Source organism: Skermanella sp. (assembly GCF_059503625.1).
Genome location: NZ_JCACHA010000378.1, coordinates 14635 through 28071, shown reverse-complemented (window position 1 = coordinate 28071; position 13437 = coordinate 14635). Strand labels below are relative to the sequence as shown.

13 protein-coding genes are annotated in these 13437 nt (G+C 64.1%); 4 read left to right on the top strand and 9 right to left on the bottom strand.

The genetic code is table 11. From position 1 onward, the window contains the following. Positions 1-38: 38 nt before the first annotated feature. From AC5JJ6_RS08550 to AC5JJ6_RS08510, 9 genes are all read right to left on the bottom strand, one after another. On the bottom strand, positions 39-233 hold the full coding sequence (locus AC5JJ6_RS08550; protein ID WP_496041627.1) for a hypothetical protein: 195 nt from the start codon (positions 231-233) through the stop codon (positions 39-41). A gap of 546 nt (positions 234-779) precedes the next feature. Continuing rightward, a complete protein-coding gene (locus AC5JJ6_RS08545) occupies positions 780-1826 on the bottom strand; it encodes a UDP-glucuronic acid decarboxylase family protein (protein ID WP_496041626.1) in 1047 nt (348 codons plus the stop codon). Beyond that, positions 1823-2917: a CgeB family protein gene (locus AC5JJ6_RS08540; protein WP_496041629.1), complete on the bottom strand. Its 1095-nt coding sequence runs from the start codon at positions 2915-2917 to the stop codon at positions 1823-1825. The genes AC5JJ6_RS08545 and AC5JJ6_RS08540 overlap by 4 nt, the downstream gene beginning before the upstream one ends. Before the next feature lie 29 nt (positions 2918-2946). Then, positions 2947-4041 carry a CgeB family protein gene (locus tag AC5JJ6_RS08535; RefSeq protein ID WP_496041625.1) on the bottom strand — a complete coding sequence of 365 codons (1095 nt, stop codon included), beginning with the start codon at positions 4039-4041 and terminating at the stop codon, positions 2947-2949. Further along, positions 4038-5153 (bottom strand): CgeB family protein, encoded by a 1116-nt coding sequence (locus AC5JJ6_RS08530; RefSeq protein WP_496041624.1) that lies wholly within the window; start codon positions 5151-5153, stop codon positions 4038-4040. Before AC5JJ6_RS08530 ends, AC5JJ6_RS08535 begins: the two co-directional genes overlap by 4 nt. After that, a complete protein-coding gene (locus AC5JJ6_RS08525; RefSeq protein WP_496041623.1) occupies positions 5150-6289 on the bottom strand; it encodes a glycosyltransferase family 4 protein in 1140 nt (379 codons plus the stop codon). Before AC5JJ6_RS08525 ends, AC5JJ6_RS08530 begins: the two co-directional genes overlap by 4 nt. Continuing rightward, positions 6277-7566 carry a TIGR04295 family B12-binding domain-containing radical SAM protein gene (locus AC5JJ6_RS08520; protein WP_496041622.1) on the bottom strand — a complete coding sequence of 430 codons (1290 nt, stop codon included), beginning with the start codon at positions 7564-7566 and terminating at the stop codon, positions 6277-6279. Before AC5JJ6_RS08520 ends, AC5JJ6_RS08525 begins: the two co-directional genes overlap by 13 nt. Beyond that, positions 7563-8642, bottom strand: a complete 1080-nt coding sequence (locus AC5JJ6_RS08515) for an NAD-dependent epimerase/dehydratase family protein (RefSeq protein ID WP_496041621.1) — start codon at positions 8640-8642, stop codon at positions 7563-7565. Before AC5JJ6_RS08515 ends, AC5JJ6_RS08520 begins: the two co-directional genes overlap by 4 nt. Then, positions 8639-9754, bottom strand: coding sequence for an NAD-dependent epimerase/dehydratase family protein (locus tag AC5JJ6_RS08510; protein WP_496041620.1), 1116 nt, complete (start codon positions 9752-9754; stop codon positions 8639-8641). The genes AC5JJ6_RS08515 and AC5JJ6_RS08510 overlap by 4 nt, the downstream gene beginning before the upstream one ends. Before the next feature lie 448 nt (positions 9755-10202). Here AC5JJ6_RS08510 and AC5JJ6_RS08505 point away from each other — a divergent pair, with 448 nt between their 5' ends. The 4 genes from AC5JJ6_RS08505 to AC5JJ6_RS08490 are packed head-to-tail and all read left to right on the top strand — an operon-like array spanning position 10203 to position 13415. Beyond that, positions 10203-11165 (top strand): inositol-3-phosphate synthase, encoded by a 963-nt coding sequence (locus tag AC5JJ6_RS08505; protein WP_496041619.1) that lies wholly within the window; start codon positions 10203-10205, stop codon positions 11163-11165. 5 nt (positions 11166-11170) lie between these two features. Then, positions 11171-11770: a histidine phosphatase family protein gene (locus AC5JJ6_RS08500; protein WP_496041618.1), complete on the top strand. Its 600-nt coding sequence runs from the start codon at positions 11171-11173 to the stop codon at positions 11768-11770. Next, entirely contained in the window at positions 11767-12531 is a 765-nt protein-coding gene (locus AC5JJ6_RS08495; protein WP_496041617.1) for a TIGR04290 family methyltransferase, read from the top strand. The genes AC5JJ6_RS08500 and AC5JJ6_RS08495 overlap by 4 nt, the downstream gene beginning before the upstream one ends. Further along, complete coding sequence (locus tag AC5JJ6_RS08490) at positions 12528-13415, top strand: glycoside hydrolase 5 family protein (protein WP_496041616.1); 888 nt, start codon at positions 12528-12530, stop codon at positions 13413-13415. The genes AC5JJ6_RS08495 and AC5JJ6_RS08490 overlap by 4 nt, the downstream gene beginning before the upstream one ends. Positions 13416-13437 lie beyond the last annotated feature (22 nt).

Below are 13437 nucleotides of genomic sequence, written 5' to 3'. Positions count from 1 at the left end.
CCCCTCCGGTCCAAACCCATACCTCAGGGCGGACCACTTCAAAGGGGGAGGATCAGGTCCACCTGCTTGACCGCGTGCTTGGTCACCAGACCGCGCGCCTGAGCCAGGGCCTGGCCGATCATCGCCACAGCGAGCGATGCCGCCGCCATCACCCCAAGCGTGGCGCCGGCCAAGGCGTCGATCCGCTTGGTATGCAGGTCAGGCCCATACAACTCGCCGAGGAACGACCGCACTTCGCCCAGACGCCCGCCTCAATGCTCCAGCCCTGATTGAGCCGAAACTCATACAAAACCCACGCGAATTGCGCCTATGCCCACGAGGGAAAAATGAGGGGATTCGTGAGGCTGCTGGCAGAACCATATTCGGCAGTGGCCACGCCTTTCCGATCTCAACATGCTGGTCCTGGGTGAGATCTGGGTTTGTGTTACGAAACCTGCTACTACATTCGTAGTGGACGCAAGTGTTGTACCTTAAAGCAAATCTAGTATCAGTACTCGGCCACTATTCTATAGCTTTGCCGATTTTCTATTGACCATTATTCGACCGGTGCGATCGCCGTCTTGCCAGGAGTTGGCAAGACAGCAAGAGGCGGCACTTCGGGCGGCCTCGACCTTCGAAGGCCAGCATTTCACCGCAGAGGTGATCCTCTAAATGGCCCGGTGATGCCTCAACTTCCCTATTAGGAGACCTGTGCGCGGATGGCGCTTGAGGCACTGTATGGCCGAGCGCGACCATTGAGTTCAACGGATCGACACTGACGGGAGCTACACTCGGTCTGGCTATGAGTTCATGCTGATGCCATCGTTAGACACATGAAGACTAACGGAAATCTTGCTTGCAGGTTGGTTGACCACAGAAGTGTGCTGCTGTTCGGATGCGAACCATGCGATGGTAGATTTCAATCCGGTATTGAGTGGAATGCGCGGCGACCAGCCTAGAAGCCTGTTAGCGCGGGCAATACTCGGTCGACGCCTGCGCGGATCATCCACCGGCAAGGGGCAGTACACCGTCGACGAACGTGAATTTGTCAAGGCGATGATTTGTTCCACCAATTTCGAAATCGTCACCTCTGCGGGGTTGCCAAGGTTGATCGGTCCGTCCAGAGGCGCCTCACATGCGCCAAGCCGCAACAACCCATCCACCAGATCATCAGCGTAGCAGAAGGACCGGGTTTGCGTGCCGTCGCCGTAAACAGTGATCGGACTGTCGGCCAGCGCTTGGCTGATGGCATTTGACACGATGCGGCCGTCATCGGCTCGCATCCGCGGGCCGTAGGTGTTAAAGATTCGGGCAACGCGGACATCAACGCGACCCATTCTGGCGTAGTCGAAGGCCAATGTCTCGGCGGCGCGCTTGCCTTCATCGTAACAAGCGCGTGGCCCGGTCGGATTGACATTGCCCCAGTAGGTCTCGACCTGTGGATGGATCTCGGGATCACCGTAGATCTCGCTCGTCGACGCCAGGACGAAGCGCGCGCTCGACGCCTCGGCTAGGCGGAGCAGGTTGCGCGTACCGAGTACGCAGGTCAGCAGAGTGTGCTCCGGATCCGCTTGGTAGTGCGGCGGTGAGGCGGCGCATGCAAGATTGAACACGGCATTGATGTGGAGCCGACCAAGGCGTGTCGGCAATGCATTGATAACATCCGCCTCAATTAACTCAAACCGCGGCTCGCGTTGAAGGTGCTTCAGGTTGCGCACCCGTCCGGTGCGTAGGTTGTCGATGCAGAGTACATCGACATTCTCCGACAGGAGTAGATCGCAGAGGTGCGATCCGAGAAATCCCGCGCCGCCGGCGACAACGGCGACCTTGCGCTGCATCTTGCTCATGGTGTCGCCTTTTCACCTGAAGCGCTGACGGCCTGCTTCGGACTGGTCGAGTAGCGGCGCAGGTAGGCTTCCAGTTCCGCAGCCCGGTGGGCCGCAGTGTGATGGGAGCACACGCGGCGCTGTAAGGCGGCGGCCAGGGCCAATCGGCGGGACTCTGGCACTTCCAGCAGCGTCTGCAGCACGTCGTCGGGTTCCCTCACAAGGATGAGGTCCTCTCCTGGGACGAAGATCTCATCAATGCCGGCCCATATGTCGGAGAGGATAGGAGTTCCGCAGGCGCCGGCCTCGAACAGCCGAACACTCGGGCTGAAACCCGCCCGCACCATGTCATCGCGGGTGACGTTCAGCGTGAAGCGGCTCATGGCATAGAATTCGGAATGCGCGCCAGGAGGCACATGCTCAAGCCGTTCCACATTGTCGGGCCACCGGATGTCCTTCGGGTATTGCGGCCCGGCGACGACGAACCGCAACTGCGGCGCCCGTCGCGCCGGCTCGAACAGCAAACGCTCCAGCTTCGGTTGGCGGTCGGCACTGTAGGTACCAAGATAGCTGAGATCCCAGCGATGCGGCAGACCGAGCGGGCGATAGGATTCCGCATCCACAGAGCAGTACAGCACATGCGCGGCCGGCGAGCCGTACTGGTCCATCAAACGACCGAGCGTCGGCCCGCCGGTGAAGGAGAGATACAGGTCGTAGCCAGGGATCTGCCGGGCAGCCAGGTACTCTTCGTCTCCCCGCTCCAGCTTCGCCAGCGTTACTGGCGTGTCAATGTCGTAGAAGGCGGTAATACCGCGGGCGGTGCGCTGCACTAGCACGCCGACCGCGACGCCCTCTGGTACATAGGAGCCGACGATGACCGCATCGGCATCGGCGATGACCTCGCGCCAGCGGTCCAAATCGGCAAGGTCGCGGTAGAGTTCCAGGCGGCAGAAGCCGGGATCACCGAGGTCGCAGTGCGCGGCGTACCACGGCACCTCGCGTTCGAGGAACAGCACATCATGGCCGCGTGCGGCGAAGGCTTTCAGCAGAGCGCGGTAGGTGGTCGCATGGCCATTGCCCCAGGAGGAGGAAAGGCTAAGGCCGAGCACCACGACCCGCAAGGGCGCAGGAGCCACAGGTATCATGCGACCACCCGGGCGAGCCTGCGAAGAGCTTCCTCACGCAGCAAAGCATCCACCTGCGCGCCGCGGCGGGCATAGGTGTGCTCGGACAGGATGCGCGTGCGTGCCGCCTCTCCGATGGTGCGGGCCCGTGCAGGAGTCAGTTGCCGGACATGCTCAGCGACTTCGGCGCCGTCGCGGGCGACTAGCACTTCCTCGCCGTCGCGGAGAAAGAGCTCGAGGCCGACCCAGGCATCGGTGATCAAACAAGCACCAGCGCCCGCCGCCTCGAATACGCGGGTCGCCGGAGAGAAACCAACCGCCGCCATACTGTCGCGGGCGATGTTCAGCACCGCTAGGCCGGAGGTGTTAAAGGCATTGTGCTCGCGCGTGTAGACATGCCCAATATGTCGAACCTGCGGCGGCATATCCTTGGTTTCCCAACCATTGCCGCCGATCAGGAACCGCCTCTCCGGCAGCATCGCTGCGGGGCGCAGGAAGAACTCCTCGACCCGCGCCTCACGGTCGGGCAGACGGTTTCCAAGAAAGGACAGGTCGGCAGCGAAGCGCGGCTCGGCCGGCATTGGGTGGTGGGTCTCCGGGTCGAGGGCATTGTAGACTGGCACGCAGCGACGCGCGCCAAACCCTTCATAGGCCTCGACCACTGGCGGTCCGCCGCCATAGGTCAGCACCAAGTCGAGTGCAGGCAGCGTGCGGCGCAAGCAATGGTCTGGGTTGCCGCGCAGCTCGGCCAGTGTCGCCGGTGCATCGACATCCCAGAAGATGCGGATGGCATGCGGCGCCGCCGCTGCCATCACGCCCTCAAGCAGCGCGTCATCGAACACCCCAACACCGCTGGCCTTTACCACGACATCGGCCTGGCGCGCCTCGCCGATCACCTCGCGCAGCGCCGCCTCCGTCACCGGGTAGACGCGCACTGCCGCCCAGTCCGGTGGGTCGATGTCGCGGTGCTGTTGCCGGTCAAAGGCGTCGGGCTCGTAGAAGGTGATCTGGTGGCCGCGCCGGTATAGGTCGCTGATCAGGCCACGATAATAGGTTGCGGCACCATTCCAGTATGAGGACAGTAGGCTCGAGCCGTAGAACGCAATCTTCAAGAAGTAGCCTCCATTGCCATAGGGACGTCCCGCAGCTTGCTGTAGATCGACAGCAGCTCCGCTGCCCGATGGGCGCAGGTGTGGCGGGCGAGGATGGTGCCCAGCCCGCTCGCCACCAAGCTGGCACGCAGGTCGGCATCATGGCGGATGGCCACCAAATGGCGCGCCATCGTCGCCCCGTCTTGCGCTATGAGATAATCCTTGCCCGGATGGAAGAGCCCCTCCGTATCCTGCCAGGGCGAGCAGATTAGCGGGATGCCACAGGCCAGCGCCTCAAAGACCCGGATGGTCGGGATGCCGGGGAGCCGGTCGACATAGAAGCGTCGCGGAACATGAACTGTGGCGAGATGGCGTGCGAACACGTCCGGCACGCGTGCGTTAGGCAACCAGCCTCGATACCGTGCGCCAAAGGCGGCAAGCGTCCTCAGCGCGTTGTCCGGGTAGCGCACGCCATGGATCTCGAGTGCCAGGGCGGCGGCCTGCGCGGGTGCCAGCAGGAAGTGCTCGAGCTCCTCGCCGCGCTCGTCGTCGCCCCAGTTGCCGATCCAGACTAAGCCCTCCTGCCTGGCTTCCTGGGCAGGCGGATGGAACAGCCGGATGTCGGCGGCCTCGTGCCAAACGTGGACCCGATCGCCCCAACCCCATTGCCGATAGACCGCGGCCAGCGTCTCGCCAAAGGCAAGCACGCCATCATATCCGTCGAGGTCAAAGTGCCGAATCGCGTCGGGGTCGCTGACCGCCCGATGATGGGTATCGTGGAACAGCAGGACGAAGCGGCCACCATTGCGCCGCATCCGGCCGAGCGCTGCGACCAGCCATGGCTCATTCCATTCATGCACTACAATCAGGTCAGCGTCGGCGGCCGCTTCGGACAAATCGGCCTCACTGTCATAACTATGGGCCTGCAATTCGGGATAGGCCGTGCGGAAGGCGTCGAGACCAGCCGGCCCATGGTCACGCAGCAGGTTTTCCAGGCTCCAAGCCTGAGCCGGTTGCCAGATGGCCACCTCATGGGCGCGCAACAGGAACTCCCGTAGCACGCCGCGAAGAAAATGCGCGTTGCCGTGGTTCCAGCAGGACTCCAGGGAATGAGTGAAGTAGACCAGCCTCACGCTGCGACGTCCTTTTGCATCCAGTCACCTTGGCCAGCAAGAATCCGGCGGTAAGCGTCCAGCATGGCGGCAGCCTGAATCTCAATTGTGAATCGTTCTGCCCGTTCCCTCGCCGCAACGCCCAATGCGATCCTGCGTTCCCGGTCCGTCGCAACAAGCTGCACCGTGGCAGCGAGTGCGGCGTCATCGCCAGGCCGCACAAATTCCGCGACCCCATCCCAGAGCTCACGGAATCCAAGATTATCCGACAGGACCAGCGCGCACCCGGCCTGCGCGGCCTCCAGCACCGCAAGGCCGAAGGGCTCGTATCGGGCCGGTGAGACGAAGATGGGGCGTGTGTCCAAGACGCGGGCGAGCGCGGTGTCGGAAAGCCGTCCGAGCAGCCGCAGATGCTTCAACTCGACTTGGGCGCCATTCGGGCCGCGTGTGTCGCCAGCTGCAAGAACCGGAATCGGCAGCTTGGCTGCCGCCCGGTCGAGCGTCGCCATGTCCTTGCCTTCGTCCCAAAGCCGGCCGGCCGTGAAGGCGACATCCGCCGGGGCGGGTTGCGCAGCCGCAGGACAGGCCATCGCCCGACGCCCATTGTGAATCACCAGCGGCGGTTGCCGCAACCCGTATTTCCGTGCCGTCGCAGCGGCGAAGGCGGCTGTCGGCGCGATCAGAAGCCTGGCCTCTGCATAGGCTTGACCCGTCAGTTCGGCGCGCCAGCAAAAGTCGTCCGGCAGTGGCCCTTCCCGAACCGCGTCCCACCACGTGGCGACACAGGAATGGCAGGCGACGACGAGTGGTGCCGAGAAGGCGGCACCGGCGGCAGGGGCCGGCGTGTTGAGATGCACCAAGTCCGCACCAACCTCTTTCGCCAGAGCTGCCAGGGCCTGGCCCGAGGCCACAGCCTCTGCTCTCGAGTCGGCGAGCCAATCGAGCGGCAGGGCCGTCTCCAGCAGCCGCAGCCCTGGCACCGCAGCTGCGGCCGCGCGCTGGTTCGCCGTTGGTGCGGGACCGAGAACCGCGAGCGTGGTCTCAACGCCATGCGGTGCCAAGCCTCGCACCAGATCGACCGCATAGGACCACACGCCACCCACCGCATCCGCTGTCATCAGCAGTCGGATGCCCGGCGAAGGGCTCATCGGCAACATGCAGCCTCGAGTTCGGGCAGCGGGATCACCCGGTCGTCCTGGATGTCGCTCAGGGTGGAGAACTGAGCGAGATAATGGGTATGCGCCCGCTCCCAAGCCTCGTCATCCGGGGCGCCCCAAAGACGGCGGTAGTCCGGCGAACTTGGATACGGGTAGAGCGGCACGGGATCGTTGGCCCAGACGCCGCCGCGCCGCAGCGTCTCACGCCAGGCCGTGATCATGGCGGGATCGTCGCCCGGCGTCTTGATCAGGTTCGCTTGCACGAAAGGCACCCGGCGCTTCGCATGCAGCAGCCGCTCGGTGAGCTCCTCCGTCGACATCCGGCAGTTCTTGTCGAGCGCGGCGCGACCCTCCGGCGTCAGGCTCTCCACCCCGGCCTCGATCGAGACGCAGCCCGCCGCGCCAAGGAGGTCAAGCATCTCCGGCTTCCAGAGGTCGAGGCGGGTCTGGATGCCGAACTGCAAGTTACGGCCGACCAAGGCTTCCAGCAGGGCGCGTTGCGGCAGGAAGATCTCGTCGATGAAGTAGACATAGCCGACGCCTTGGGCAATCAGTCCGTCTAACTCGTCGAGCAATGGTGCCAGGGGGCGGCGCCGGTAGGCGTCGCGAAAGTCGATCTTGGCGCAGAATGAGCAGGAATAGGGACATCCGCGGGACGCCTCGACCTCCGCACCGGGCGCCGTTGGCTGCGCGTCGAAGCGGTGATGATGGTGGTGATGTCGCGCGATCCAGGAATCGGACCAGCGCAGCGCGGGCAGCGTTGTGAAAGCACCAGCATGCGGGGCACCAGTGACCCGGATCTCGCCGCCATCCCAGAAGGCGATGGCCGGCACCCGTGCGAGGTTGCGTTCGTCGGCAAGCCGGGCAACGATCTCCTCGCACTCGCCGCGGACCACCACGTCGACTCCGAGCTTGCGCAGGGCGGCCGCCGGTGTCGCCGAACCGTGGGGGCCGACCGCGACCGTGCGACCACCCCGGCCGTCGAGAGCCAGGAGGAACTCCCGCGGGACGCGGAGCTCCGGCTGTGCGCATCGCCAGAACAGATAGCTGGGAGCCGTCGTCACGACGGTCATGTCGGGCTGAAAGGCGGCGACCTCGGCCACCGTCTCCGCCAGCGGCAAGGCGAAGAGATGCGCGTCCACGATCAGGACGGCATGGCCCGCAGCCTCCAGCAGCGCCTTGCTGTAGCCGAGCTCAAGTGGCAGATGCGGCTCGCGGCAGCCGAAATAGATGCTGCCATCGAAACGCCAGGGCGGATTGACCAGCGCGATCCTCATGGCAGGGCCTCTGCGGGATGCGGCGGAGTAGCCGCGGCGGCAAGGTCGTGGTTCTGCCCGCGAAGCCAGTCCGCCAGGGCGGCGAGGCCATTCTGCCAAGGGGTTGGTGGCCGCAGGCCGAGCGCCCGATTCGCCAGACGCGTGTCCGAGACGTAGTAGCGCTGGTCGCCCGCACGCCAGTCACCGTGCTCCACCTGGACCGGCGAGCCGAGCAACGTGCCGATGTGCCGCAGGACATGCCGCAGGCTGACCGCATTGCCGGGGCCACCGCCCAGGTTGAACGCGCCGCCGCGCACCCGGCCGATATTCCGCCACGCTGAGATATAGGCGTCGACGGCATCGTCGACGAACAGGATGTCACGCACTTGGCAGCCATCGCCGAAGACACTGACCGGCTTTCCTTGCAGGGCGCGAATCAGGAAATGCGCGACCCAGCCCTGGTCCTCAGTGCCCATCTGCCTTGGGCCGTAGATGCAGCTCATGCGGAAGACAGCGGTTGGGATGCCGAAGCTCCGCGCATAGTCCAGCACATACTGGTCCGCCGCGCCTTTGGAGCAGCCGTAGGGCGTATGGAATTCGAGCGGCCGGTCCTCGCCGATGCCATTCATGCGGATATCCTGCACTTCCGGCAGGTAGGCATCGTCCTCAAGCCGCAACGCGAGATCAGCCAGGTTCCCGTACACCTTGTTGGTGCTGGCAAAGACAAGCGGCAGATCCTTTTGGGTGCGTCGTACGGCTTCGAGCAGCAGGGTGGTTCCCTGCAGGTTGGTGCGGAAGTCATCGGTGGGATTCTCAAGGCTGGTGGTGACCGCCACCTGCGCCGCGAGGTGGAACACCGCACCGGCCTCCCCGACCGCGCGGCCTAGCTCGCCAGCCTCGCAGATATCGGCAATGACTGGGATGATACGGCTGGCGTGCCGGTCCTGCAGCCATTCGAGATTCGCGTGGACGCCAGGGCGCCGCAATGCATCATAGATCAGGACGCTGTGACCTTCCCTCGCCAGGCGGTCAGCCAGGTTGGCACCGATGAACCCTGCGCCGCCGGTGATCAGGACCGGCCGACCTTTCGCCGTCACGCCACCAGCCCCCGTGCTGCGAGCTCATTCCTCGCATGACTGACGCGGTCTTCCGCCTGCTGCAAGGCGACCCATTCCGCCAGTTCGCTAAGTCCATCGACAAAATCACAGCGGGGTTCGAAGCCGAGCATGCTGCGCGCCAAGCCGAGATCCGGGATGCAGTGGCGGATGTCGCCGGCGCGAGCCTTGCCGGTGATCTCGGGTGCCATGCCGTGCTTCCCCATCGCCCCGGCAAGAAGCTGCGCCACCTCCGCGACCGTACGATCGACGCCGCTGGCGATGTTGAACACGCCGCCCGCGGCGGCGGGATGTTCCAACGCCAATACGAAAGCCTGGGCCACGTCCTCGACATGCACGAAGTCGCGCCGCTGCGCGCCATCCTCGAAGATCATCGGCGGCTGGCCATTGTGGAGGCGGGAGGCGAAGATCGCCAGCACGCCGGTATAGGGGTTTGACAGAGCCTGCCCTGGGCCATAGGCATTCCAGAGCCTGAGCGCGACGCCCTGCATGCCATAGGCAGGGGCGAGGGTGAGCGTCACGCGTTCTTGCATGTATTTGGTGATCGCATAGACCGAGGCCAGCGCAGGCCGCTTGGTTTCCGGCGTCGGGATTGGGGTGAGTGCCCGCCCGGTAGGGTCCAGCGGATCCCAGGATGCAGTGGAACTCGTGCGCGGGACACGGACAACATCCTCGTAGTGGCGCCCTTCCGTATCCCGGTAGAGTCCCTCGCCATAGATGCTCATGGACGAGGCGACGACGACTCGGCGCACGGGCCTCTCAATCAAAGCTTGGAAGAGGACAGCGGTGCCGTAGTCATTTACTGAGACATAGCGATCGATAGCGTACATGCTCTGACCGACACCAACTTCGGCAGCCAGGTGAACCACGCTGTCCACACCCTGCAGCGCACGGGTGACCGCCACAGCATCGCGCACATCGCCGATCTGCAGCTCGGCATCGCGGTCAAGAAACGCCGGATCAGGCTGCTGGCCGTGCACTTGCTCGATGAGGCTGTCCAGAATTCGAACATGGTGCCCACGCGCGAGAAGCGCGCGGGTGAGATGCCTGCCGATGAAGCCGGCGCCGCCGGTAATGAGAACACGTTCCGACAACTGGGCGCCTCCGCACGATAGTGTTTCCCGCTATTGCGGCAACACCGCGACAGCTTGGCTGGTATGGCTTGCCGGATGCAACCCGGTATTATCACCCGGTCCAGTGATTGCCGGTATCCAGCACGGAGACGAACGCATCCTGAGTCGATCCGTATCCGCGGCGAAACCGGTGTTCACCCGGATTTGTTGTCAGACGAGTTTATAACGGTGGCGCCAATCGCAGCGTCGCGCGTTCGCCCGATGCTCATTGCTGGGGCTATATGGTTGCGCGCCACCCGATTGCGGCTTTACGCCTAGGTATGAGCGGCGACGTGTCATGAGGAGATCGACCTTGGGCTCCAGATCAGTGCGGGTTGGCTTGGTCGGTGTTGGCAATTGCGCGTCATCCTTTGTTCAAGGATTGGCTTATTATAGCAATACCGCAACGGATGGTGCGGTCCCCGGGCTAATGACGCAGGAGATTGGGGGGTACCGGGTTGCAGACATCGTCATTGCCTCAGCCTTCGACATAACCGCTGCCAAGGTCGGGCGCGACGTAGCGGAGGCCATTTTTGCCTCGCCCAACAACACGGCCCGATTCGCGGCGCCTCCACCCACGGGCGTGATTGTCGAGCGCGGCAGGACCGCTGATGGCCTTGGACGGTATTTGCGCGAGGAACTGCAAGAATCGGACGAGCCGGTGGCGGATGTGGCGGAGACGCTGCGCCGCACGGGGACTGAAGTGTTGGTATCATACCTGCCGGTGGGATCGCAGCAGGCGACCGAATGGTATGCCGAGCAGGCCCTCAAGGCTGGCTGCGCCTTCGTGAACTGCATCCCGGTCTTCATCGCGTCCAACCGCGACTGGCGCGAGCGATTCGAGACGGCCCGGTTGCCGCTGATTGGCGACGACATCAAGAGCCAGGTTGGCGCCACAATCGTACACCGGGTGTTGACCAACCTGTTCCGCGAGCGTGGCATTCAGCTCGAACGCACCTATCAATTAAATTTCGGCGGCAACTCGGACTTCCTAAACATGCTGGAGCGGGAACGTCTTGTTTCCAAGAAAATATCGAAGACGCAGTCAGTCACCAGCCAGATGGATGCGGCGCTGCCTGAAGGTGACGTGCATGTCGGCCCAAGCGACTTTGTGCCATGGTTGGGCGACCGCAAATTTGCTCATATCCGCATGGAGGGTACCGGCTTCGGCGGTGTGCCGCTGAATCTGGAACTCAAGCTGGAGGTGTGGGACTCGCCCAATTCGGCGGGCATCGTCATTGACGCGGTGCGCTGCGCGAAGCTTGCCCTGGATCGCGGTGTCGGCGGCGCACTTGTCGGCCCTGCAAGCTACTTCATGAAATCGCCGCCGCAGCAATTCACCGATGCCGAAGCCCGGGAAAGGACGCTCCACTTCATCGCTAGCGAGGGCTGAGGCGGGTGGCGACCACGATCTTCCTGGTCCGCCATGCCGAACACGAGCTGCTTGGCCGCGTGCTGTGCGGCAGGATGCCAGGTGTCTCGCTCGGCGAGGCCGGCTGGCAGCAGGCATTGCGACTCGGCCGCCGTCTGCAGCGGGAGGGTCTGGCGGCGCTCTACACCAGCCCGCTCACCCGGACGCGGGAGACGGCCGCCGTAATAGGGCAGCAGTGCGGGCTCGCGGCGGACATCGCCACGGAGTTCGAGGAAATCGATTTTGGGCGTTGGACCGGCGCATCTTTCGACCGGCTCAACCCGGATCCGGCTTGGCAGGGTTGGAATGCCGAGCGCGCCAGCGGACGGCCGCCGGGCGGCGAATCAATGGCCGAGGCCCAGGCTCGGGCCGTCGCAGGCGTGCGGCGAATCGAGGCGCTGCATCCCGAGGCGTCCGTTGCAATCGTCAGCCATGCCGATGTCATCAAGTCCGTCTTAGCTTGGTGCCTCGGCCTGTCAATGGACTTTCACGCGCGATTTGAGATCGGCCCCGCTTCTGTCAGCGCCATGGCGATGTACGGCACGGGGACGAAGGTGCTTTGGATGAATGAGGCCGTGACATTATGAGTGCCATTCTCGATGCCGACGAGATCCGACGCCGGGCGAGGGCGCTCGGCGAATGGTTCCACAACATCGATCTTCGTGGCGTGCCGACAGCACCAAATCATTTCCTCGGGGACTACCCCACGGTGAAGTGGCGCCGCTTCGCCGAGGCCGTTCCGCAGGACCTCACCGGTCTCAGCGTCCTCGATATCGGCTGCAACGGCGGGTTCTACTCGCTCGAGATGAAGCGACGTGGCGCGGCACGGGTGCTGGGCGTCGACTCCGACGAGGGTTATCTCGCCCAGGCACGCTTTGCCGCCGAGGTGTCCGGGCTCGACATCGAGTTCCGCGAGCTCTCGGTCTATGATGTCGGGGCGCTCGGTGAGAAATTCGATGTGGTGCTGTTCATGGGAGTGCTCTACCACCTGAGACATCCACTGTTGGCGCTCGACCTGATCCATGAGCACGTCGCCCGCGACTGCCTGGTGTTCCAGTCCATGCAGCGCGGAGCCGACACGGCCGCGCCCGTGCAGGAAGACTACGACTTCTGGGACACGGCGGAGTTCGACCGGCCCGACTGGCCCAAGCTCCATTTCATCGAGCACCGCTACGCACATGATGGAACCAATTGGTGGGTGCCGAACCGTGCCTGCGTCGAGGCCATGTTGCGCAGCGCCGGCTTCGCCGTCACCGCCCATCCGGAGCCAGAGGTCTATATTTGCCGGCGTGTCGACTCGCCGGCCGGCGCCGAAGCTGTTTACCCTGTCAAGGAGCGCCGGGCATGATCGAAGCGGCGATGATCTGGAACGAGCCCAACAACAAGTCCCATTGGGATCCGGAACTCGATCCTGACTGGAGCCTGTTCGCCACTATGGCAAAATCCGCCTGCCAAGCGATCCGGTCAGTGCATCCGACCTTGCCGCGCGCGCTTGGCGGCATCTCACCCATCGATCCGAGCTTCATTGAGAATCTGAGCGGCAAGGGCGTGCTCGAGCACCTCGACGTGGTCGCGGTGCATGGCTTCCCGCTGGACTGGAACCTCTGGCAGATCGGGGAATGGCCAGCGAAAATTGAGGAGATCCGGGCCGTCACCCGCCTGCCGATCTGGGTTTCCGAGGTTGGCGTGTCCTCCTTCGGGGCGGAGGAGGTCCAAGCCTGGGGGCTGAAGCGCAGCGCCGAGCTGCTGGTCAGCCAAACCCCGCGTATCCACTGGTACAGCCTGTATGACCTCCCGCGGGCCTGGGGCGCCACGACTCGACACCGCGAGGCGGAGGGGTCCTCCTACTACCGACATTTCTACATGGGATTGCTGCGGGAAGACGGCACGCCGAAGCCCGCGCTCGAGGAGTTCGGCCATCACACGCCGGCCATCGGCCTCTGCCAATGGTTCCATTACGAGGATCCTCGGCTGGACGACGCAGTGGCCTGGATGCGGCGGCTGGGCGTCAAGTACCTGCGGACCGGCCTGTCCTGGGCCGACAGCTTCCGGCCGAATGCGCTGGCCTGGTTCGACCGGCAAATGGAGGCGCTTGCGGAGTTCGATGTGACGGTCACCTTCTGCTTCACGCCGGAGCACCGCGGGATCGCGCCGCACCATACCAGCCCACCGCTGGTCGAAGCGGAATTCGCCGACTTCTGCGCCAGCATGATCCAGCGCTATGCACGCTAAGGCGACCGCGGAACCGTGCGGC